The following is a 22,257-nucleotide window of genomic DNA, read 5'->3' as shown; positions in this document are numbered from 1 at the left end:
GTGACCGCTGATCGAGTGACCGATCGGGCGTCACCGAACTACCAAGGCTAACATCAGATCCCGTCTGTACGGCGGACCGCAGGGGCGGGGTCCTCATCTTCTTCGTATTAAAACACAATCGCCGACCACTACTTAAGTCCTATGAACCTTCACTTCAAAGGTAGTTAGTACCACACAAGCTACCTGAAAGAGATACGAGTATAGAATGGAATTGAGTTTGCACGTGCAGTGAGGGCAGTTCTACGATAATAGATCAGTATCCTCAGCTGCGGACACTCCCGACCACAATAGTTAGCAACCAGCCACGGGAGTGTCACGTATGGCGAACGACTGTCGATCACAAGCACAAGGAATCTTGCTGGGGCTCGCGTGTGGAGACGCGCTCGGACGCCCAGTCGAATTCCAAGCGCCGGATCGAATCAAGCGAATCCACGGACAGGTAACAGAAATGCTCGCTCACGGCACCCACGGGCAGCCCGCGGGAACGATCACCGACGACACGGAGATGGCTCTCTGTATCGCTCGGAGTCTCGTAGAACACGGCACGTTCGAACCGGAGGATATCGCTGCCCGATTCGTCGACTGGAAGCAGTCCGGGCCGTTCGACATCGGGATTATGACCTCAAGTGCACTCCAACGGATCCAGAACGGCGAATCGTGGGACGAAGCTGGCCAGCGTGAGTGGCAGGCGAGCATGGAAGGTAGTAACGCCGGCAACGGCAGCCTGATGCGGTGTGCGCCATACGCCATCGCGTATCGAAACGAGCCAGCCGAACTCGTCGATATCAGCCGACAGTCATCAGCGATCACACACGCAGATCCGCGCTGTCAGTGGAGTTGTGCTCTCTTCAATCGGACGCTTGCAAATCTCCTAACTGGTGTCGAACGACCGCTCGAAACGATTCTGGATAACATTGGTTCAGAGCTGCCCGACGACGTTCGAAACGCCGTTGGACCGGTCACTGCCGCTCGCCATGGCGAACCGGCGGACATCTCTCTTGAGAACTCGGGATACGTCGTCACGACGCTCCAAGCAGGCCTATACCACGGATTGACAGCCGAGACTGCTGAAGACGCGATCGTCGACGCAGTGATGATGGGTGGAGACACGGATACGATCGGTGCCGTCACCGGCGCAGTTGCAGGTGCCCGCTTCGGAGACGGTGCACTGCCTGAGCGATGGTTAACCGAGATCAACGAAGCCAGCGAACTGCGGCAATTAGCGACCGATCTGATCGAATAGTGCGCCACCAGTTGCACTTTGCTCCCTGGACATATGTGTCTGTTCTGTCATTCGAATGTAAGCGAATCGCATGACACCGGCGAACCCGTTCCGAAACGTGATGAAATCAAATCGGCCGAAGAGGGGTTCCCCTATAGACGACGTACCGCCAGCTGTCAAATGTTGCCCGTCACGCAGAAGGATGGGCGCTGCAGGATTTGAACCCGCGACAGCTTGGTCCGAAGCCAAGTACTCTGTCCAGACTGAGCTAAGCGCCCTCATCGCTTCGTTCCCGATGGGACCGTATAAGTCACTCGATTTTCACCGGTTCCGACAGGGAGAGACACACCTACTATCGGTGATTTTCAGCCAATGACAATCACCGACGGGGGCCTTGGGTATGAGATTCCAAGAGCGACATAGACCATGACGGAAGCCGAGGCCCCGATACCAGGCGAGATGCGGTCTGACACGACGCCACTCGAGTTGCTGGCCGACGAAGAAGACGTCTGGACCGCCGTCCCCGCGGACGCAAGCGGCGACGAGCGGGTGAGCAAATGGCTCGCCGTCGAGGGGGAGGTGCTCTGTGATCTCGAGGAGTGGCGCTGAGACGCCGTTCCCGGAGCGGATCGAAGTTCGGATTTACTGACGATCGAATGGCGATCTGTTCGAGAGAGGGTGCCTGAGTCGGCGCTGCCATCGCAACGGTGGATCGCACCGTTTAACCAGTGTCCATGACCATCCCCGTGTATGACAGTCGGCGAGACGGGTCGTGGGTTGCTCGAGTTGACGCGGCCGATAAACGTCATTGCAGCGAGCGTCTTGACGTTTATCGGGTCGTTCGTCGCCGGCGGTGTCTCCGAAGAGCCGATGGCAGTCGTCGCTGCGGTCGCAGCGACGGGGCTCGCAGTCGGTGCGGGAAACGCGATCAACGACTACTTCGATCGGGAGATCGATCGGATCAACCAGCCCGAGCGGGCGATCCCCCGCGGGGCGGTGAGTCCACACGGTGCGCTGGCCTTTAGCGTCGTTCTCTTTGCTGGCTCGGTCGCCCTCGCGCTGACGTTGCCGTTGTTGGCGATCGGGATCGCGGCTATCAATCTCCTCGCACTGATCGCGTACACCGAGTTTTTCAAGGGACTGCCGGGGCTTGGCAACGCGCTCGTCGCCTATCTGGTCGGGAGCACGTTCCTCTTTGGAGCTGCAGCGATCGACAGCGGCGAGATCGGGCCAGCAGCTGTCCTCTTCGTGCTCTCGGCGATCGCGACGCTAACCCGGGAGATCATCAAGGACGTCGAGGACATCGAGGGGGACCGCGAGGAAGGGCTGCAGACGCTTCCGATCGCGATCGGAGAGCGCCGGGCGCTTTCCATTGCAGCGATCTTGCTCGTAGCCGCCGTCGTCGCCAGCCCGGTTCCCTACCTATATGCGGACTTCGGCGTCGCATACCTGCTTGTCGTCGCCCCTGCAGACGCTATCATGTTGGCCGCTGCCTACGAGAGCTTCGAGAATCCGACTGCCGGGCAATCACATCTCAAATACGGGATGTTTCTCGCTGCACTGGCGTTTATTGTCGGACGCGTCGCCCTCGAACTCTCGCTTTCGGTATAGGTGACGACACGTGCGATCACGATCAGTTAGGAGTCCACTAAATCGATCAATGTTTTATAATCAAAAGTACTATAAGCCGCTTCGCATAGTTCCACATAACACGCCGGCTACAGGGTGGGCTGTGGCACCAGCTCGTCGCGACGGCGATGGATGTGAGTATCCCGTATGTATGATCTTGCAGATGTCCTTCCGGACGTCGACCTCGAGCCGGGGACGAACGTACTCGTCACGGGCCCGCCACTAGCGGGCAAACGGCGAATCGCCTTCGACATCCTCGCAAGCGGTGCGAACCGCGGCGATGGCTCGATTATCGTCACCACGAAAGACAGTGCTGACAAGGTCCTCCAAGGCTTCGAGAGCCGCGTCGACGAGGGCGTCGACCCCGACGTCGGTGTCGTCGACTGTGTGACAAAGCAGCGCGGGATCGGGACGATCGACGACGACCCGCGGATCAAGTACGCCTCGTCGCCCGTCGATATGACAGGCATCGGGATCAAACTCTCCGAGTTCCTCCAGGAGTTCTACGAGACACGGGGCAACACCGAGAATCGTGTGCTCTTGCACTCCGTATCGACGCTGTTGATGTACTCGGATCTCCAGACCGTGTTCCGATTTCTCCACGTGTTCACGGGCCGCATTCAGAGCGCCGACGCACTGGGTCTCTACGTCATCGACACGACGTCACACGACGACCAGACGATGAACACGCTCAAACAGCTGTTCGACGCCGTCATCGAACTCGAGGAATCGGCCGACGGCGACGAGCCTACGATTCGGACGGCCGGATTCTCCTCTTGAGTGCTTGCAGTCGTCGCTGCCTATCCACTCGTTTTCACACCAGCGCCGAGAGACCGGTATTTTCACGCACAGGGCCCACGAAGGTCGTGTATGGACGACCCACGACGAGCGTTCCTCGAGACGTTGCTCACCACTGCGACGCCGTCCGGCTTCGAGGCGGCCGGCCAACGCCACTGGATCGAGTATGTCGAGGAGTTCGCCGACGAAGTGCGGACCGACGCGTACGGAAACGCCGTTGCCGTCCTCGAGGGTGGCGAGCCAACCGTCGCACTAGCTGGCCACAGTGACGAAATCGGCTATATGGTTCGGGATATCGAGGACAACGGCGCGATTCGTATGACGGCGATCGGTGGCGCCGATCGGACGGTTTCGAAGGGCCAGCACGTTCGCATTCATACGGACGACGGCCCGGTTCCGGGCGTGATCGGTCAGACGGCCATCCATATGCGCGACCGGGAGGACGAATCGCTCGACGACATCGACGAACAGCATATCGACATCGGCGTGAGCGATGCGGACGAGGCTGCGGAGTTGGTCGAGCGTGGGGATCCGATTACCGTCGAGCAGACGATCAGCGAACTGGCGAACGGCCGTATCGCCGCGCGGGGACTGGACAATCGCATCGGCGTGTGGGCTGCGGCCGAAGGGCTTCGCCGTGCCGCTGGCTCGGACCCCGACGCGACGGTCTACGCCGTCTCGACGGTGCAAGAAGAGCTCGGCCTGCAGGGTGCGAAAATGGTCGGGTTCGACCTCGAGCCCGATGTCGTCATCGCGACGGACGTCACCCACGCGACAGATGCGCCGGGCACACCCTCGGGTGAGAAAAACGGAATCGAACTCGGCAATGGGCCGGTCATCACACGCGGCAGCGCAAACCATCCGCGGGTCGTCGAGGCTGCCCGCGAGGTTGCCTCCGACGCCGCCATCGAGGTGCAATTACAGGCTGCAGGGAGCCGGACTGGAACAGACGCCGACGCCTTCTACACTGCACGTGGCGGGATTCCGTCGCTCAACCTCGGCGTGCCCAACCGCTACATGCACACCCCCGTCGAGGTACTCGATCTCGACGATCTCGACGCCACAGCGACGCTCCTCGGAGAGTTCGCGGCGGCTGCTCACGACTTTGAGTTCGCGGTCGATATCTGACGCCAGCGTGCTCGAGCGGCCGTGGCCGCTCTCCTCGCCGCGACCCTGAGACGTTTCACCGTTGCGTCCCTACGCCGTGGTATGACAGTCGACTCCACCGACGAGCTCGAGGCCGTGCTCGCCTTCGACACGATCGCTGTCGTCGGCTGTTCGAGCACGCCCGGGAAGGCAGCCCACAACGTGCCGAAGTACATGCTCGAGCAGGGCTACGATATCGTTCCAGTCAATCCGTTCGCGGACGAGATCTTCGGCCGCGAAGCCGCCGACACCCTCGCAGACGTCGCGGGAACGATTGATGTCGTCTGTGTGTTCCGACCCAGTGAGGAGGTCAGCGACGTCGTCGACGCCGTCCTCGAGCGCGACGACGTGAACGCGATCTGGACCCAATCTGGCATTCGCGACGACGACGCCGCGGCCCGCGCGGCGGCCGGCGCCCGACGGTCGAACCGTCGTCCAGGATCGGTGTCTGAAAGTCGAACATCGGCGGCTGGTGGCCTGAGACGACCCCTAGTCTCAGTCACGACCACCTGCGACCGCGTGTCCCTATTCGGCGGCCGCGTCGCCGGAGGCTGTCTCGGACGCTGCATCCGCGTTCGCCGCCGAGTCGGCGGTATCGGCATCGGCCTCGCGTTCGGCGTCGTCGATCGCCGCCTCTGCGAGGATTTCCTCGCCGTCGAGTCCTTGCTCTTCCGCGAGCGCGAGCAAGAGCGCGCGCTGTTCGGTGAGTTGGTGGTCCATACGCGTAACCGACTCGTGGGTTTCCTCTGCCTTCTCCTCGAGTCCCGTGATCCGCTGCTGGAGTTTCTGGACCTGCTTGTACATCGCCTCGGCCCGATCCGAGAGGTTCTGAATCTTCTTTGCAGTGCTGCCGAGTCCCATACCGGACAGATATGTCGTGGCGCTAATGGGCCTTTTCCCTCTGCCCGTTTTTAGAATGCGCATAGGTAACGAATAGCATTATTCGACAAATTTATTACGAACTATGGACAATCATGAAGTGAGCACGAGGTGATCAGCCATGGTGCGATCGAGCACACCGAGCACCTGGATGCAAGGCCTCGACCTGCCGTCCCAACTGTTCGGCGATATCGGTGGCAACGACTACGAACTGTACGAGGAGGACGACGAGTTCGTCCTCACGATCGACATGCCGGGCTTCGAAACCGACGAGATCGATCTGGCGTGGGACGACGGCGTCCTCAACGTCGCCGCCGAACACGCTGACGAGAGTCGTGGCCGCAAGAAGACCTACCACCGTCGGTTCCGCTTCCCCAAGACCGTCGACGACGAGGAGATCAGTGCCGAGTACACGAACGGCGTCCTCGAAGTCCGGCTGCCGACGGCCGGAACGACCGCCCAGGGCAAGGAGATTCCGCTCGAGGGGTAACTCGCCCGACGTGGGTGACGCCGCTCCCCCTCACATCCAGTGAGTCGACGCCCGGATTTCACCGGTGAACGGCGCCGTCGGCGCGTGTACCGCGTCGATCTGTGGGGTTCTGTTCTGAGTTCGTCGGTCGCGTCGACGAGCGGTCTCACTCTCGTTCGCACATCCGACACCTATGCGACTCCGCGTCAAGCCACTCAAACGGAAGGACGCAGGCAGCGGCCTGGCCGCGATCGATCGCGAGACGATGGCCGAACTCGGCGTCTCGAGCGGCGAGTTCGTCGCGATCGAGGGCCCCGACGGCCGCGTCGTCGCGCGCGTCTGGCCGGGCCGCAGCGAGGACTCCGGTCGGGGTATCGTCCGCATCGACGGCCAGCTCCGGCAGGCCGCCGGCGTTCGGATCGACGATCCGGTGGCCGTCGAACCGGCCGACGTCGAACCGGCCGAACGGATCACGATCGCGCTGCCGGAAAACGTCCGAATTCAGGGTGACGTCGGCTCGTATCTCAAAGAGCAACTCTCCGAACGGGCCGTCAGCGCCGGCGATACGTTCTCGCTGTCGCTTGGCTTCGGCCTCCTCTCGACGCGCTCGAATCGGCGGCTGCCGGTTACCGTCGTCGACACCGATCCGAGTGGTTCCGTCGTCGTCGGCAACGAAACCACCGTCGAGGTAACCGAACACGGCGGTGACGAGCTCGCCGTCGAAGCGACGGGGCCGCTCGAAACCGACGGCGAGACCGGCGGGCCGGACGTCACCTACGAGGACGTCGGCGGCCTCGACGACGAACTCGAGCAGGTCCGCGAGATGATCGAGTTGCCGATGCGCCACCCCGAACTATTCAGAGCGCTCGGCATCGAGCCGCCGAAAGGCGTCCTGCTCCACGGGCCGCCGGGGACCGGCAAGACGCTGATCGCCCGCGCGGTCGCCAGCGAGATCGATGCCCACTTCCAGACCATTTCGGGGCCGGAGATCATGTCGAAGTACTACGGCGAGTCAGAAGAGCAGCTGCGCGACGTCTTCGAAGAGGCTGCCGACAACGAGCCGGCGATCGTCTTCATCGACGAACTCGACTCCATCGCACCCAAACGTGAAGACGTCCAGGGAGACGTCGAACGGCGGGTCGTCGCCCAGCTCCTCAGCCTGATGGACGGATTGGAGCAACGCGGCGAGATTACCGTCATCGGCACGACCAACCGGGTCGACGCCATCGATCCCGCCTTGCGCCGCCCCGGCCGGTTCGACCGCGAGATCGAGATCGGCGTCCCCGACGCCGCGGGCCGTGAGGAAATCCTCCAGATTCACACGCGCGGCATGCCACTCGCCGACGACGTCGACCTCGAGCGCTACGCCGAGAACACCCACGGCTTCGTCGGCGCGGACCTCGAGAACCTCGCCAAGGAGGCCGCGATGACCGCTATGCGGCGAGTCCGGCCGGAACTCGACCTCGACGAAGACGAGATCGACGCCGAGGTGCTCGAGGCGCTCGAGATCACGGCGGCCGACTTCAAGAGCGCGCTGCGGGGAATCGAGCCTTCCGCAATGCGTGAGGTCTTCGTCGAGATCCCCGACGTGAGCTGGGACGACGTTGGTGGCCTCGCGGACGCGAAACAGCGTCTCCGCGAGAGCGTCCAGTGGCCGATGGAACACGGCGACGCCTACGAGCGGGTGGGTCTCTCGCCGGCCAAGGGCGTCCTCCTGTATGGGCCGCCGGGCACCGGGAAGACCCTGCTCGCGAAGGCAGTCGCCAACGAGGCCCAGTCGAACTTTATTTCGGTCAAGGGCCCCGAGCTCTTCGACAAGTACGTCGGGGAGTCCGAGAAGGGTGTCCGCGAGGTCTTCAGCAAGGCCCGCGAGAACGCCCCGACGATCGTCTTCTTCGACGAGATCGACGCCATCGCGAGCGAGCGCGGCAGCGGCGTCGGCGACAGCAACGTCGGTGAGCGCGTCGTCTCACAGCTGCTGACCGAACTCGATGGCCTCGAGGAACTCGAGGACGTCGTCGTGATCGCGGCCTCGAACCGGCCCGAACTGATCGACGACGCGTTGCTCCGGCCGGGCCGACTCGACCGTCACGTGGCGGTCGGCGAGCCCGACAAGGCGGCCCGCCGCGAGATCTTCGCGATCCACACTGCCGATCGGCCGCTGGCCGACGACGTCGACCTTGACGCGCTCGCGGCGGAGACGGACGGCTACACCGGCGCGGACATCGAAGCGGTCTGTCGCGAGGCTGCGACGATCGCGGTTCGGGATCACGTCCGCGCCGAGGCGACCGGCGAGGACCGCGACGTCGGGGCGATCGAACTCACCGCCGACCACTTCGAGCAGGCGCTCGAAGCCGTGTCGCCCGGTGAAGACGACACGTTCGGTGCCGAGGCAGTCCGGTTCGCGGACGTGCTCGAGGATGTCGAGGGTGAGAGCTGAGACCGGCCGCTTGACGAAGGCCGCAGTCGGCCGTGCTCGAGAATCGCTTCGAGATCGTGTTCGGGGCGTCGCTCTCGCAGACACCGTCTCATCGGCGACGACGTCCGCCATCGCACCCCCGCGTAGTCGGTCGCTTTTCGAGGCGAAAGGCCCTTAAGTACCGATCGCCTACCTGAAGTTGGATAGGTCGGGCAGTTAGGCCCTGCTCGCTACCCGCGCTATGGTCTTTAGCGGGGACCGAACGCCGCAGGCGTCCGGTCAGACCGACCGGGGCCTCGGGAGCCAACATAGAAGCCTCGTCCGTCGGGGACAGCGGTCTGCGATGGCCGTCCGCAGGGACGACCCATCGTAGTTAGTCGGCGACAGCCCATCAGGCGCGGAAGCGAGCAGTGGACCGCCGGACACCTGTCGCTCGACGGGTCGCGGGGTGGAGAAGGCAACCGAGATTCCCCCGGCCGGAACGCCGGGCAATTGCGGTCTTCCGCATTCATACAACGACCTTTTACACGGCACTCAGCGACGGCGACAGCAGCGTTGCTGCCGCACGCCGTCGCGTCGCTCGGTAAAAGGTCGATCAAAAGCATTCCTCCTTCCGTTCGTTACACTCACATCAGTCGTCAGCCCGCTCGCTCGGCCTGCGGCCTCGCTCGCGGTTCTATCGGTAACGGCCTGCCCTCCTCCGGGTCCTGCGGCCCTCACTGTCGTTCGAGCCGCGCTCCCGGCCATCGGATTTGAGACTCGAGGACCCGTACTGTTTCAAAAAGGAGCGGTTGGACAGCGTTATTCGGCCGGTTGGACGACGCTCTGGCCGCTGCCGCTCTCGAGGTGGAGACCGCCCTCGAGCGTGCGGACGGGGTAGGGGATGTCGATCCCTTCCTCGTCGAAGCGCTGTTTGACGGCGGTGACGTACTCGCCGCGGATGCGGACGAAGTCAGCGCGAGATGGGTTTGCGATCCAGAAGCGCGACTGGAGGCCGACATCGGACGAGCCGAGTTCGGTCAGTCGGACCGAAGGGGCGGGGTCGTCCATGATGTCGGGGTGGCGTTCGGCCTCCGCGACGATGATGTCGGTCGCCTGTTGGATGTCATCGTCGTAGCCGATCCCGAAGACGAACTTCAGCCGGAGTTTGTCGGCATCGACGGGATTTTTGAGGACGTTTTCGGTGAGCGCCGAGTTCGGCACCGTCAACAGTTCGTTGTCGAACGTTCGCACGCGGGTCACGCGGAGGCTGATGTCCTCGACGACGCCCGAATACGTCCCATCGTCCCACTCGATCCAGTCGCCGATGCGGAACGGTTTGTCCGTGTAGATGAAGACTCCGGCCACGAAATTCGAGATCACGTTCTGCATCGCCAGCCCGATCGCGAGCGCGCCGGCCGCAGCGATGCCGGCCATCGAGACGAGGAAGTTCCCGAACCCGGCGAAGCCGAAGGCGACCGAGAGCGCGAGAAAGGCGACGCCAAAGCGCGTGACCAACAACAGTGGGTTCTTGGCGTGCTCGTCGAGTTCGCGCCTGTCGAGGGCTCGCTCGACCAGCGGCACGAGCACCAGCCGACCGACTACCCAGATCACGGCGAGCGCGACGACGAACTTGATCGCGCCTTCCGCAGTACTGGCCTGTGCCGCAGTCAGTCCTGCGTCCTCGAGGGCGTTGCCGATCGGGCCGAGGTCCATAGTCCCGTTTTGGAGCGGGGCCACGGAACCATTCATCGATGCAACACTGCGGTGTGGCCGCGCGTGTCGACAAGGTCAGCGTTGACACGCTCGGCGAGGTCGGCCGCCTTCTCGTCGGTCGAACTGCCGGCACGGGCGGCCCGCAGGAATTTTACCTTTACGAGGTCTCTATCGGTCAGCTGGTCGTCGAGTTCGTCGACGACGGCGTCGACGCCGCTTTTCCCAACCCAGACGGTGACGTCGAGATCGTGTGCACGGCGCTTGCGTTCCTGAGTGTCCATATCCCCCTCTAAGAGAGCGAAGCGGTTTCAATCTTCCCGATACGGCACGTCGAGCAAATAGATCGATACTGCCGGCCAACAGTCATATGGTCTACTGTCACGGGTTCCTGCCGCACTCGCACCGTCACGCAGATGTGCCGGGACCCACTGACAGGCGTCCGTATCAGTCGTCGTAGGGATATCTCGCATGGGCACCGCACTCGCAGGTGATGACGACGTGGCCGTCTTGCAATCTGACGCGAGCGTTGTCTCCCGGCCGGAGATACGCATCACACTCGTCGCACGTAAATCGACGAAACGATCGCGGCAGCGTGAGCCGGTTTCGCTCTGCGACCCGCCGCGCAAGTCGGACGTAGTAGCGAGCCCGGTCGGCCTCGCCGTCCGCTGCCGCCGCTCGAGCGAGGTCGTGAAGCCGCTCGATCCGTTCGGCAGCAATGTCCATACCCCTCGTTTCGTCGGTGCGCCTATTGATGTTGCGCTCCGAACCGGCTTGGGTCTCCAGCGGATAGCTATCTTCTGTGCTAGATAACACCACGCAAATTATTCACTTGAAGAAACTATCTCTCAGAGTGAAAAGATTCTTTAGTGTGACACGTATTGCGTTAGAGTACGCAATATTGTTATATCGTAAATGATAGGAGGTGCTCTATAACGACATGAATTGGGACCCCATACCCCCTGACACCGGTGTCAGCCGCCGGTCGTTTTTGGCTGCCGGCGCAGCGGGGGCTGCACTCACGACAAGCGGTTGTATCGACCGTGTGCGGAGCGTGGTCGATTCGGCCGCGACCGAGCAACTGTCGCTGTCGATTACCACGCTGCCGGCGGAAGCAGACAGGCAGAGCGTCGGGATCGCCCGGCGGCTCGAGACGAATCTCAAACGGGTCGGGGTCGATGTTTCGATCGAGATGCGATCGCCATCGCAGCTACTGAAATCGGTGCTAATCGACCACGATTTCGATCTCTACGTCGGCCATCACCCTGCTGGATACGATCCCGATTTTCTCTATGAGATGCTTCACTCCTCGTTCGCCACCGAAGCCGGCTGGCAAAATCCCTTTGGGCTCACCAACATGGCCTTCGATACGCTCCTGGAAGACCAGCGGCGAGTTGACGGTGAGCAACGGAAACGACTCGTTCAGTCGGTCCTGACGGCACTGGCGGAGTCCAAGCCCTTCGAACCGATCTGTCATCCCGACGAATATCGTGTCGCCAATACGGATCGCTTCGACGGCTGGGACGAAACTGATCTCACGAGCCGACACGGCTACCTCGGGCTCGAGCCGGCCGACGGCGTCGAGCAGTTGCAGGCGCTCAAAACGGATTCCCGTGCGACGAGCAACCTCAATCCGCTGGCGGCGACGATGCGAGAGCGGGACACGACGATCCGGCTGCTCTACGATTCACTGGCGACTGTCCACGAGGGTGAGGTACAGCCGTGGCTCGCTACGGACGTGACGTGGACGGAGGAAACCACAAGCGACGAACAGGAACCGACGCTGACCGCGACGGTCACGCTCCACGAGGACTGTCAGTTCCACGACGGCGAACGGCTGACTGCCGAGGACGTCGCCTTCACTTACCGATTCATCAAGGACACGTCGCTCGGACGAGCGCCGACACCCTCGCCGGCGCCGCGGTATCAGAGCCACGTCGACGTGGTCGATCAGGTTACCGTCGACAGCGAGTACGAACTGACACTCTCGATATCAGGGAGTCGAGCGGTCGGCAAACGGGCGCTTACCGTGCCGATCCTGCCAAAGCACTTCTGGCGTGATCTGGTAGACCAGCGGGCAGCCAACGGCGAGTTCATGGCTTCACAAGGCCGATGGATCGCCGTTACGGGAGATCATATTCCGCCGATCGGCAGCGGGCCGTTTCAGTTCGAGGATCGGGTCAAGGACGACTATCTCCACTTTACACGATTCGACGATCACTTCACGCTTCGGGATGACGTCGAACTTCCCGGTCCATCCGTTGAGGAACTTCGCTTCGATGTCGCACCCAACAGTGAGACGGCGATTAGACAGGTAGTCGATGGTAACGCAGACCTGACGGCGTCGGAACTCGACACCAACACGCTAGATGCCATCCCTAATGTTCAGAACATCGAACAGTTGGACGAGCGCTCGCAAACGTTCTACCATCTCGGATTCAACGTCCGCAACGCGCCCTTCAGCAACACCCATTTCCGCCGTGCAGTCTCGCAACTGCTCCCCAAGCAAGCCATCGTCGACGATGCATTCTATGGGCACGCAACCCCAACCGCGACGCCGGTCACCGAGGAGTGGGTCCCTGAACGGCTCACGTGGGACGGCGAGGACCCAGTGACACCGTTCCTCGGGTCGAACGGCGAACTCAACGTGGATGCGGCGAAAGCGGCGTTCGAGACGGCTGGGTTCCGGTACGATGATAACGGTCGCTTGCTTGGAGGTTACTAGAAGCGATGCTCGCCGAGGTACTGACACAGCTTGCCCTCGTAATCACGATTCTGGTGCCGGTGTCAGTCGTCGTGTTCATCGGCCGTGAGCGCCTCGCTCGGACGCGTTCGGAGTGGCGAAACCGCCTCAGGATCGCTGGCCCGGTGATCGCCGTGTTGATCACCGTATTGCTGATCAACCGAGTCGCCAGACAGACCGCACCGGAGCTGTCGCAACAAATCGGGGTCCACCTCACCGGGACCTTTTGGGAAATCGAAGGAGAGTTCGTACTGATCTTCCAGTCGATCCAGACACCGGAAATAACAGCGTACTTCTCGGCTATTTATGTCTATGGCTATACGTTCCTGCTTATATTTCCGGTCATCGCGTACTTTACGCTCTCCGATACCCGTATCTTCCGGCGGCTGTTGACGGCGTATGCGCTTAACTACGCGATCGGTCTCGTCCTCTATATTCTCGTTATTGCATACGGCCCTCGGAACTGGTTGTCCGCCGAACTCACGGGTCGGATGCTGTATGAAACTCACCCTCAATATCAGTGGCTCACACGCGAGGTCAACGCCAGCACTAACGTTTTCCCGTCGCTTCACACCTCGCTGTCGGCGACCGTCGCGGCGTTCGCATGGGAGACACGATCGGAGTTTCCGAAGTGGTTCCCCGTCGCAATCGTCTTGGCGGTAAGCGTCGCGATTTCGACGATGTACCTCGGCATCCACTGGGGACTCGATGTCACCGCGGGCGTGATACTCGCAGCGACCTGTGTTGTCCTTTCGGATCGACTCGTCGACCGCTGGTCGGTCGCGGAGCTTTCAGAACAGGTCGCCAATCGGTTACCCTGGCCGCAGAAACAGGAGTGAACGATCGGTTTTTCGGTGACGGCATGTACCGTAACCGAAGCACAGCATCACGGACGATCTGGGCCCACCTCCGAACATAATACTGTTATATCCTGGCGCCCAACCATGGTAAACTGGCAACATGAACGGAGGACAGGCTGCCCCAGAACAAACCAGCACTGCTACCGACGGCACCGGTCTCAGTCGTCGGGCCGCGCTGGCAGCGACGGCTGGTCTAACAGTCTCGACCAGCGGTTGTATGAGCCGACTCCAGGATCTCATTACACAACAGAACGTCGACCAACTCTCGCTGACGATCACCACCCCTCCTGCCGAAAGCGACAGAGAAAGCACTCGGATCGCCCGGCGACTCGAGGAAGCCCTCAAAGCGGTCGGGATCGACATCTCGTTCGAGATGCGCTCTGGTGTCGACTTCCACCGGGCAGTACTATACGACCACGAGTTCGACATCTGTGTCGGCCGCCATCCGGGCGCAACTGATCCCGACTTCCTCTACGAGGCGTTGCACTCGCAGTATACCGACGAATCGGGCTGGCAGAACCCCTTCGGCTACTCCAATCTTGACGTCGACGACCTTCTCGAGAAGCAACGCCACGCCACCGAGACGGACCGCCGCGACGCCGTCACGAACATGCTCGAGGCGATTGCGCGCGAACAACCGTTCGTCCCGATCTGTATGCCCGACGAGTACCGCGTCGCCAACACGGACCGGTTTGCCGACTGGACCGACGGACACCTCGCGACCCGCAGCGGCTATCTCGGGCTCGAACCTGCAGCGGACGTCGAGACGCTGCGTGCCGTCCACACGGATGGGCGGCCGACGGAAAACCTCAATCCGCTCATGGCCGACTATCGCGGCCGCGGTACGTTCACCGAGTTACTCTATGACTCGTTGGCAACCGACAACGGAACCGGGGAGCTCACGCCGTGGCTCGCGGAGTCGTGGGAGTGGGACGGGGCGGTGCTCGACGTGCGTCTCCGAAACGGGTGTGTGTTTCACGACGACGAGCCGGTGACCGCCGCCGACGTCACGTTCACGTATGAGTTCCTCGCGGACATGTCCAGCGGCGATGATGAGGGTGAGACGCCCGCACCCCGGTTTCGCGGACAGGTCGACGCCGTCGAGGCGATCAGCATTCGGAATCGCGATCGCCTCGAGATAGAAATCGATGCGGGGCATGCGGCCGGTGAACGCGCGCTGCTCGTCCCGATACTGCCCGCCCATATCTGGCGCGATCGGTCCGACACTGGGGGGGGACTGGGGAATGGTGCCCTCGCTCAGGGCACCCCGACAGCGGTCGCCACGAACAACGTTCCGCCGGTCGGAAGCGGTCCCTACCAATTCGGAAGCCGAACCGAGGACAGCCGACTCGTCCTCGAGCGGTTCGACGAGCATTTTACGCGGCGCGCTGGCGTCGACCTGCCGGAACCGACCGTCGACGAGGTTTCGATCGACATCCCACCGAGTCAGGAGACGGCGATACAGGCCGTCGTAAACGACGCTGCTGACGTCACGAGTGCTCCACTCGATACGGAACTCGTCGACGGTGTCGAGACGTCGAGCGGCCGACAGGTGTTCACGTCGACGCCGTGGATGTTTTACTTCCTCGGGTTCAACACACGGAAAGCACCGCTTGGCAACCCTCGATTCCGGCAGGTCATCGCGCGGTTGATCGACAAGGAGTGGCTGGTCGAGAACGTATTTCACGGGTACGCCCGACCGATCGCGACGCCAGTCACCGAGGACTGGGTTCCCGACACTCTCGCGTGGGACGGACGTGACCCCGAAACGCCGTTTTTGGGCGCCGACGGCGAGGTGAACGTCCGCGAGGCTCGAGCGGCCTTCGAAGACGCCGGCTTCCGCTACGACGATCGGGACCGGCTCCGAGTGAGGCAGTAAGCAACTCACGTCGTCTTTCTTGTGCGAGAGAGACATCGCTCGTCGGAGTAGATGAGCGGCGAAAACGGGACGCTGAATTTTACTGGTCTTCGAGCGCGTCAGCGATGCGCTTGAGCGCGCGGGTCTGGTCGCGCATCTCGTCGCGGAGCTGTCGGACTTCGCGGACGAGTTCCTCGTTGCTCTCGTCCTGGCCGCCAGCGCCGGGCCCACCGGGACCAGCGCCGGGACCGCCGCCCATCATGCCGCCCATCATCTGGGCGAACGGATTGCCGCCACCCATGCCGCCAGGGCCGCCACCGCCGCCGCCGAACGGGCTTTCGGGGGCGTCGCCTTCGCCTTCACCCTCTTCGGCGCGCTTCTCGCGGATCTCTTCGACCCGCTCGCGGAAGGACTTTTCCTCGCTGTCGTCGCCTGCGTCTCCGTCGGGGGAATCGTTTTCGTCCGTCATACCATCGGATTCTGCTGCGGCGGGGAAAAGGATTGCCATGTCTCGAATGCTTCGATAGCTCGGGTGCTGGCAGGCGACGAGATGGTGCACCAGCTGTGAACAGGAACTACCCGAACGACCCCAGCGACGATTGCAGGTCACGACCTGTGGGGCCTTCCTCGAGGTCGTAGCCCACGAGGTCGCGCATGTCCACAGCGTAGATCGTCCCGCCGTTTTCGAGGACCAGCAGCCGGCCTTTGACGCCGACGACGGTCCCCGACGCGACCGTCTCGCGGACCGGTCGGGTTTCGAGGGCGAGCCCGTAGTCGAAGTCGAACCGATTGACGACGTCGAACTCCGAGAGGACGGCCTCCCAGGCGGCTTCGTCGACCGAGGCGGCGAGTGCAGCCACCTTTGGGCCGGTTCGAACCCGGTCGACCAGTCGCGTTGCGATCTCGGCCTCGAGTTCGCGGGCGATGCGACCGTTCGAAACGGTGTGGACGTGGGCCGCGCGGTCGGCTCCCTGTTCGCGCAGCCGGGTCTCGAGGCGCCACAGCTTGGTGACGCCGACCTTGAACGTGTCGGGGGCGAACGCTGCGATGTAGACGGCGTGGTCCTCGTGACAGTCCATCTCGTCTTTCAGACAGGTGCCGGTACAGCGGGCACAGACCCACGTGCTCGTATGATACTCGCAGTAGGGGGCCGACGGCCGGTCGCAGGCGATGTGCGTGCCAGTCTCGTCGATCGTTCCGGCGCAGTGGCGCTCGCCGAGCGTGTACGCGATCTCGTCACCGGCCGTGAGCGGACGGCTGTCGACCTCGCCGCTGCCGTTGCTGACCAGCAAGGCCGATCCCCGTCCGCTCGGTTCGTAGCCGACCAGTTGCACGGATTTGAGTTGTCACTGGGCGCAAATAGACGTAGCGTTCTCCGGACTCGAGCAGCGCGTGTCAGACCGTCGGACCCGGCGACGAGGACCGGCAGCGAAGGCCCTATACCGGTACTATCCTAAGCGCCGTCCATGCAAGCGCTGGTCATCGCGGCACACGGATCGCATCTGAATCCGGACGCCTCGGATCCGACCTATGCCCACGCGGATACGATCCGCGAGACGGGCGCGTTCGACGAGGTCCGCGAGGCGTTCTGGAAGGAAGAACCCCACTTCCGCGAGGTGGTCCGCACGCTCGAGGCAGACGAGGTGTTCGTCGTCCCCCTCTTTATCAGCGAGGGCTACTTCACCGAGCAGGTCATCCCGCGTGAACTGCGCCTGGACGACTGGGACCCAGAAAAGTGGGATTCGGACGGCACCAGCGCCTCACAGGCCACGCTCGAGGCCGCCGATGTCGGCAAGACCATTCACTACTGTGGGCCGGTCGGCACCCACGACGCGATGACGGACGTGATCGTCCAGCGGGCCGAAACCGCGATGGAGGACCCGGAAGTGGGTGAGGGCGTCGGCCTGTCGGTGGTCGGCCACGGGACCGAGCGCAACGAAAACTCCGCGAAGGCCATCGAGTACCACAGCGAGCGCATCCGCGACCGCGACCGCTTCGACGAGGTCAAAGCGCTGTTCATGGACGAGGAACCGGAAGTCGACGACGTTACGGACTACTTCGAGAGCGACGACATCGTCGTCGTGCCGCTGTTTATCGCCGACGGCTACCACACCCAGGAGGACATTCCCGAAGACATGGGGCTGACCGAGGACTACCGGCTCGGCTGGGACGTGCCCGCCGAGGTCGACGGCCACCGGATCTGGTATACGGGTGCCGTCGGTACCGAAGAGCTCATGGCCGACGTCGTCCTCGAGCGCGCGGCCGACGCCGGGGCCGACATCGGCGACGCCCGCGAGGCGGTTCGCGACCTCGCCGAGTCGGTCGCCGAGACCGACCACGAACCGAGCGCGGGAACGGGTGCGGGGGACTGACGCGTGACGATAGCGACGGACGACCTCGAGACGCTGACCGATCGCGCATCGGCCGGCGTCGCGTTCGACGGCCTCCGGATCGACGTGGAAGACGGCGACTACACTCTCGAGACGCCGGACAACGAGTGGCACGACCTCGACGAGGACGCCCTTCGGGAGGCGCTCGAGACCTGTGAGGAGTACGTCACCAACTGGCGCTACTGGCAGGAGACCGTCGGTGGAGAAGATACTGCCCGGCGTGCGTTCCTGCGGTGGTGTGAACACGCACCGATTCCGGATGCCGACGAGAACACAACCGAAGAGCTCGCGGTACCGACTCGGTACGACGCGCTCCGCGACGGTATCGACCGCCACTGGGGTCAGCTGGCGATCACGGCCCGCTTCGTCGACGTCGACGACCCCGACGGCGAGCGCGTTTACGACCTCTGGCACGTCGACGACGCCGACAGCGACCTCGCCGACCTCGAGGTCTACGACGACCCGCGCGACGCCCGCGAGATCGCAACCTACGACGAGGACGGCCGCTACCGGCCGCTGAAAACCGCGCCCACGCTCGTCTCCGGCTGGGCGTTTACTGGGCTTTCGGGTGCGGAACTCGTCGAAACGGTCGGCTTCCTCTATCCCGCCACGATCGCCAACTGGCACCGCGAACTGCGTGGCAACCTAGACGTCGACCACTGGACCGAGACCGCCGAGCGCCAGACCGGCATCTACGACGTGATCGACGAACTTCCCCGCGGGGCCGTCGACTGGATGGCTGAAGCCTGCTGTGTCGACTCGCAGTGTCTTCGGCGACGCGAGTGGGAGTACGACGAAGACGACGACTTGGACGTCGACGGCGGCGATGGGGCGTTCCCCTGCCGGGAACCCTGCTCGCTCGTCGTCGCAGCCGCCCGCAAGTGGGCTATCCTCGAGTCCGAAGAGGAACATACCTACGAACTCGAGCTCACGACCAGCGAACTCAACCAGCTCGAAGAGCTGATCGACGCCGTCGCCGACGGCCGGGTCGACGAGATTCGCGAGGCCGACGTCTACGACGGTGCGAACCGATATCGGGCGCGATATCTCCGGGCCAAGCGAGTCGGCGAGGACGGACTCGAGGCGACGCAGGTCGACGAATAGGTCTCCCGAGTCGCACTCGAACCGGACAGTTCGAACGCCAGCGTCCGATTCTACTGCAGTAACAGAAACAGCGCCACGACGACCCCGGCGACGACGATCGCCAGACCGGCCGTCGCGACCGGACCGCCGATCGACGCCGCGGTTAGCGCCCCGATCCCGAGCGCGACCACACCAAGCGCCAGTACCGCAAGCGTTCCCGAATCGAGTCCGCTGACGGCGGTCACCTGGTCGATCGCGCGCTCGAGCGGCGTCGGCTCGGGCGTCGAACGGGCCGGTTCGGCGAGCGATTCGTCGACGTCGACGTCCGGCGGACCGGGAACGACTGTGACCTCGATCGCGACCGATTCGGAGCCATAGCCCGTCAGGACCTCGAGGCGGCCGTCGACTGGTCGGTCGATCGCGTCGGCATCGACGGCGATCGGGACGGTCGTGACGCTGTTCGGTTCGACGTAGTAGTTCGCATCGCCGAGCGACGCGATCCGCTCGAGGTCGCCGTCGAGACGACAGTGGACGTGTGCGGGTGACTCGTGGCCCTGCAGTGAGAGGCAAAACGAGTCGTCGGTCTCGAGCACGGTGCTGGCCGGCTCGAGCGCGTTTGCGGACCTGCGGTTGACGTGGACGGTGACCTCGGTCGGTGACACGGTTTCGATGTCCGTCAGGCCGGCGTTTCTTCGCGCATGTCCGGTGGCAGCAGGTTCGGAATCCCGTCTTCGATCGGGTAGGTCTCGCCACACTCGGTACAGACGAGTTCGCCGCCGACGACCTCGTCGCCGTCGTACTCGGCGTCCTCGAGTTCCAGATCGTGTTTATCGAGCGGACAGCAGAGAATGTCCAGCAACGACTCCTTCATACTACGTAGGCTCGTCGCCTCCAGCAAAAGGTTTCGGGAACGTCCCGGACAGTCGCGAGTGATCCGCGCGGCTACTCGTAGGGGTTCTCGACGACGACTGTCTCCTCGCGGCCGGGGCCGACACCGACTGCGTAGATCGGCGTGTCGAGTTCGTCGCTGATGTACTCGAGGTACGTTCGTGCGTTCTCGGGGATGGCCTCGTAGCCCTCGGCGGCGACCGCGGCCCAGTCGACCTCGGGCCAGCCGTCGAAGGACTTGAACGTGGCCTCACAGCGGCCCCACTGTTCGGTCGTCGGGGGCACGGTGAAGATCTCCTCGCCGTCGAACTCGTAGCTGTGGCCGACTTTCACTTCGTCGAGACCAGCCAGCACGTCGATGTGGTTGATCGCGAGGCCGGTAAAGCCGTTCGCGCGGGTTGCGTGGCGCAACATCGGCATGTCGAGCCACCCGACGCGACGTGGGCGGCCGGTGACGGTCCCGTACTCGCCACCCTCGTCTCGGATCTGGGTCGCGAGTTCCTCTTCGTCCTCACCGGCACCCTCGTTCGGGTCGTAGTCGGGCGTCTGATCCTCGACGCCACCGAGTTCGGTCGGGAGCGGACCCGTGCCGACCCGCGAGAGGTAGGCTTTCACAATGCCGATGACGTCGCCCTGTCCGATGACGGTCGGGCCGAGGCCGGTGCCGACAGTCGCGCCACCCGAACTCGGATTCGAGGAGGTGACGTAGGGGTAGACACCGTGGTCGATGTCGAGCGACGTTCCCTGTGCGCCCTCGAGCATGACGTTGTCGCCGGCGTCGATACGTTCCTGGAGGAACGTCCCGCAGTCGACAGTCATGTCTTCCTCCTCGAGTCGCTTGCCGTACTCGCGGTAGGTCTCGTAGAGGTGGTCGATGTCGAACTCTTCGCCGGTTTCCTTCTCGAAGACCTCCTCTGCGAGGGCCTTCTTCTGGGGGACGACGTACTCGAGTCGCTCGCGAAGCACGTCTGGATCGAGTAGATCGCCGATTCGGACGCCGCGGCGGCCGGCCTTGTCCTCGTAGGTCGGACCGATGCCGCGTTTGGTGGTGCCAGCGGCGAGGTCGTCCTTTTCTTCTTCTTCGATCCCGTCGAGCGCGCGATGATAGGGAAGAATGACGTGTGCGCGCTCGGCCACGCGAACGTCCGGCTCGAGGCCGCGGTCGCGGAGCGTGTCGATCTCGTCGAACAGCGTCTCGGGATTGACGACACAGCCGTTGCCGAGGACGCCGACCTTTCCTCGGACGGCCCCCGACGGCACGAGCGACAGTTTGTACTTCTCTCCGTCGTGAACGACGGTATGGCCAGCGTTGTCGCCGCCCTGATACCGGGCGACGACGTCGGCGGCGTCGCCGTACAGGTCGACGACCCCACCCTTGCCTTCGTCGCCGAGTTGCGACCCGACGATAGTGACGGTCATAACAGCGTCGGGTTCTTGCCCGGCCGATAAACAGATTACGGTATACGGGTGTCACCACCGAGATCCACGAGGCAGGCTGCCGATCGATCGACGAGCCGCATCGACACTGTCTCTCCAGCATTCGGACGTCAGAGACGTCGAAACGGAGATTCAGGGACGTTCTGTCACCAGTTTCTCCCGCGACGGCTGACGGCCCTCAGACCGTTCGCTGCCAGTCGTATAATTCGATGGGAGGGACACGTCTTCTAACAGGAAACCGGCCACATCGGAAGCGTTAACTACTGACAGGAGTGATTGACATATTGGTCGTAGTCGTTTCAGCGCTCGAGAGTAACTTTTAAAAGGCCCAAAGACAAGTTAACAAATGCCATGATAGACCGACTTGAGAAGGAAGTCGATATGCTGGAACGACATCTGCAGGTCCTGAAGATGGTCATCGAGAACGAACCGATCGGGATCGTCAAGATGTCGAACGAGACGGGGTACCCGCACCACAAGGTCCGCTACTCGCTTCGCGTCCTTGAGGAGGAGAACCTCATCGAGCCCTCGAGCCAGGGTGCAATCAAGACCGAGCGCACCGCCGAGTTCGTCGATGAACTCGACGAAAAGCTCGACGACATCGTCGACAAGCTCGACGGCATGAAGATCGAAGACGTCGCAGAGATCGAAGGCTAGTCTCTCGTCCACGTCGGACGTTGTCGCCCGTCCCCGCGATCGACGCCGGTGCGACACGGACGGAGTACACTTCTTCCCACCGCGTTT

At 63.0% G+C, this 22,257-nt stretch carries 22 protein-coding genes, 1 tRNA gene, 1 other RNA gene and 1 pseudogene; 15 read left to right on the top strand and 10 right to left on the bottom strand.

Annotated features, from left to right (window positions below; all coding sequences use genetic code 11):
- Window positions 1–319: 319 nt before the first annotated feature.
- Entirely contained in the window at window positions 320–1,243 is a 924-nt protein-coding gene (locus tag ACFR99_RS11235; protein WP_390287340.1) for an ADP-ribosylglycohydrolase family protein, read from the top strand.
- A 182-nt stretch (window positions 1,244–1,425) separates the two neighbouring features.
- Here the strand turns inward: ACFR99_RS11235 and ACFR99_RS11230 are convergent.
- Window positions 1,426–1,500 (bottom strand) — tRNA-Arg (locus tag ACFR99_RS11230).
- Window positions 1,501–1,648: 148 nt separating this feature from the next.
- Between ACFR99_RS11230 and ACFR99_RS11225 the strand changes: the two genes are divergently transcribed.
- From ACFR99_RS11225 to ACFR99_RS11205, 5 genes and pseudogenes are all read left to right on the top strand, one after another.
- Window positions 1,649–1,831: a DUF7511 domain-containing protein gene (locus ACFR99_RS11225; RefSeq protein WP_390287338.1), complete on the top strand. Its 183-nt coding sequence runs from the start codon at window positions 1,649–1,651 to the stop codon at window positions 1,829–1,831.
- 141 nt (window positions 1,832–1,972) lie between these two features.
- Window positions 1,973–2,833 (top strand): geranylgeranylglycerol-phosphate geranylgeranyltransferase, encoded by an 861-nt coding sequence (locus ACFR99_RS11220; RefSeq protein ID WP_390287336.1) that lies wholly within the window; start codon window positions 1,973–1,975, stop codon window positions 2,831–2,833.
- 165 nt (window positions 2,834–2,998) lie between these two features.
- On the top strand, window positions 2,999–3,631 hold the full coding sequence (locus tag ACFR99_RS11215) for an RAD55 family ATPase (protein ID WP_390287334.1): 633 nt from the start codon (window positions 2,999–3,001) through the stop codon (window positions 3,629–3,631).
- 90 nt (window positions 3,632–3,721) lie between these two features.
- Entirely contained in the window at window positions 3,722–4,777 is a 1,056-nt protein-coding gene (locus ACFR99_RS11210; protein ID WP_390287332.1) for a M20/M25/M40 family metallo-hydrolase, read from the top strand.
- 81 nt (window positions 4,778–4,858) lie between these two features.
- Window positions 4,859–5,276 (top strand): annotated as a pseudogene (locus tag ACFR99_RS11205) (CoA-binding protein).
- 44 nt (window positions 5,277–5,320) lie between these two features.
- Here ACFR99_RS11205 and ACFR99_RS11200 read toward each other — a convergent pair.
- Complete coding sequence (locus ACFR99_RS11200; RefSeq protein ID WP_390287329.1) at window positions 5,321–5,656, bottom strand: DUF5798 family protein; 336 nt, start codon at window positions 5,654–5,656, stop codon at window positions 5,321–5,323.
- Between the two features lie 139 nt (window positions 5,657–5,795).
- Here ACFR99_RS11200 and ACFR99_RS11195 point away from each other — a divergent pair, with 139 nt between their 5' ends.
- From ACFR99_RS11195 to ffs, 3 genes are all read left to right on the top strand, one after another.
- A complete protein-coding gene (locus tag ACFR99_RS11195) occupies window positions 5,796–6,164 on the top strand; it encodes an Hsp20/alpha crystallin family protein (protein ID WP_390287327.1) in 369 nt (122 codons plus the stop codon).
- Window positions 6,165–6,336: 172 nt separating this feature from the next.
- Window positions 6,337–8,583 carry a CDC48 family AAA ATPase gene (locus ACFR99_RS11190; protein WP_390287324.1) on the top strand — a complete coding sequence of 749 codons (2,247 nt, stop codon included), beginning with the start codon at window positions 6,337–6,339 and terminating at the stop codon, window positions 8,581–8,583.
- Window positions 8,584–8,758: 175 nt separating this feature from the next.
- An RNA gene (gene ffs / locus ACFR99_RS11185) (signal recognition particle sRNA) lies at window positions 8,759–9,071 on the top strand.
- 292 nt (window positions 9,072–9,363) lie between these two features.
- On the opposite strand, the gene ACFR99_RS11180 is transcribed toward ffs, so the two are convergent.
- From ACFR99_RS11180 to ACFR99_RS11170, 3 genes are all read right to left on the bottom strand, one after another.
- Window positions 9,364–10,257 carry a mechanosensitive ion channel family protein gene (locus tag ACFR99_RS11180; RefSeq protein WP_390287322.1) on the bottom strand — a complete coding sequence of 298 codons (894 nt, stop codon included), beginning with the start codon at window positions 10,255–10,257 and terminating at the stop codon, window positions 9,364–9,366.
- Between the two features lie 32 nt (window positions 10,258–10,289).
- Window positions 10,290–10,538, bottom strand: a complete 249-nt coding sequence (locus ACFR99_RS11175; protein WP_390287320.1) for a YhbY family RNA-binding protein — start codon at window positions 10,536–10,538, stop codon at window positions 10,290–10,292.
- Between the two features lie 163 nt (window positions 10,539–10,701).
- Window positions 10,702–10,980, bottom strand: coding sequence for a ribonuclease P protein component 4 (locus ACFR99_RS11170; protein WP_390287318.1), 279 nt, complete (start codon window positions 10,978–10,980; stop codon window positions 10,702–10,704).
- 214 nt (window positions 10,981–11,194) lie between these two features.
- Between ACFR99_RS11170 and ACFR99_RS11165 the strand changes: the two genes are divergently transcribed.
- The 3 genes from ACFR99_RS11165 to ACFR99_RS11155 all read left to right on the top strand — a co-directional run bounded on the left by ACFR99_RS11165 (window position 11,195) and on the right by ACFR99_RS11155 (window position 15,736).
- Complete coding sequence (locus tag ACFR99_RS11165; RefSeq protein WP_390287316.1) at window positions 11,195–12,979, top strand: ABC transporter substrate-binding protein; 1,785 nt, start codon at window positions 11,195–11,197, stop codon at window positions 12,977–12,979.
- 5 nt (window positions 12,980–12,984) lie between these two features.
- Window positions 12,985–13,836 carry a phosphatase PAP2 family protein gene (locus ACFR99_RS11160; protein ID WP_390287314.1) on the top strand — a complete coding sequence of 284 codons (852 nt, stop codon included), beginning with the start codon at window positions 12,985–12,987 and terminating at the stop codon, window positions 13,834–13,836.
- Window positions 13,837–13,957: 121 nt separating this feature from the next.
- A complete protein-coding gene (locus ACFR99_RS11155; protein ID WP_390287312.1) occupies window positions 13,958–15,736 on the top strand; it encodes an ABC transporter substrate-binding protein in 1,779 nt (592 codons plus the stop codon).
- A 79-nt stretch (window positions 15,737–15,815) separates the two neighbouring features.
- On the opposite strand, the gene ACFR99_RS11150 is transcribed toward ACFR99_RS11155, so the two are convergent.
- Together ACFR99_RS11150 and ACFR99_RS11145 are read right to left on the bottom strand one after the other, a co-directional pair.
- On the bottom strand, window positions 15,816–16,184 hold the full coding sequence (locus ACFR99_RS11150) for a hypothetical protein (RefSeq protein WP_390287309.1): 369 nt from the start codon (window positions 16,182–16,184) through the stop codon (window positions 15,816–15,818).
- Between the two features lie 106 nt (window positions 16,185–16,290).
- Entirely contained in the window at window positions 16,291–17,049 is a 759-nt protein-coding gene (locus tag ACFR99_RS11145) for a DUF2797 domain-containing protein (RefSeq protein WP_390287306.1), read from the bottom strand.
- 132 nt (window positions 17,050–17,181) lie between these two features.
- Between ACFR99_RS11145 and ACFR99_RS11140 the strand changes: the two genes are divergently transcribed.
- Together ACFR99_RS11140 and ACFR99_RS11135 are read left to right on the top strand one after the other, a co-directional pair.
- Window positions 17,182–18,087, top strand: coding sequence for a CbiX/SirB N-terminal domain-containing protein (locus ACFR99_RS11140; RefSeq protein WP_390287304.1), 906 nt, complete (start codon window positions 17,182–17,184; stop codon window positions 18,085–18,087).
- A 3-nt stretch (window positions 18,088–18,090) separates the two neighbouring features.
- Window positions 18,091–19,209 carry a DR2241 family protein gene (locus tag ACFR99_RS11135; protein WP_390287302.1) on the top strand — a complete coding sequence of 373 codons (1,119 nt, stop codon included), beginning with the start codon at window positions 18,091–18,093 and terminating at the stop codon, window positions 19,207–19,209.
- Between the two features lie 50 nt (window positions 19,210–19,259).
- Here ACFR99_RS11135 and ACFR99_RS11130 read toward each other — a convergent pair whose 3' ends face one another.
- The 3 genes from ACFR99_RS11130 to ACFR99_RS11120 form a co-directional block, all read right to left on the bottom strand.
- The gene (locus ACFR99_RS11130; RefSeq protein ID WP_390287300.1) at window positions 19,260–19,850 is read right to left on the bottom strand and encodes a DUF7524 family protein; all 591 of its coding nucleotides are present in this window, start codon (window positions 19,848–19,850) and stop codon (window positions 19,260–19,262) included.
- 14 nt (window positions 19,851–19,864) lie between these two features.
- A complete protein-coding gene (locus ACFR99_RS11125; protein WP_390287298.1) occupies window positions 19,865–20,059 on the bottom strand; it encodes a methytransferase partner Trm112 in 195 nt (64 codons plus the stop codon).
- A gap of 71 nt (window positions 20,060–20,130) precedes the next feature.
- Entirely contained in the window at window positions 20,131–21,495 is a 1,365-nt protein-coding gene (locus ACFR99_RS11120; RefSeq protein ID WP_390287296.1) for an adenylosuccinate synthase, read from the bottom strand.
- 369 nt (window positions 21,496–21,864) lie between these two features.
- Between ACFR99_RS11120 and ACFR99_RS11115 the strand changes: the two genes are divergently transcribed.
- Window positions 21,865–22,170, top strand: coding sequence for a hypothetical protein (locus ACFR99_RS11115; RefSeq protein WP_390287294.1), 306 nt, complete (start codon window positions 21,865–21,867; stop codon window positions 22,168–22,170).
- Window positions 22,171–22,257: the final 87 nt, after the last annotated feature.

It is taken from the genome of Haloarchaeobius amylolyticus, from assembly GCF_042678045.1.
GTDB classification, from domain to species: Archaea; Halobacteriota; Halobacteria; order Halobacteriales; family Natrialbaceae; genus Natrinema; species Natrinema amylolyticus_A.
This window is presented reverse-complemented; position numbering and strand designations above follow the sequence as displayed.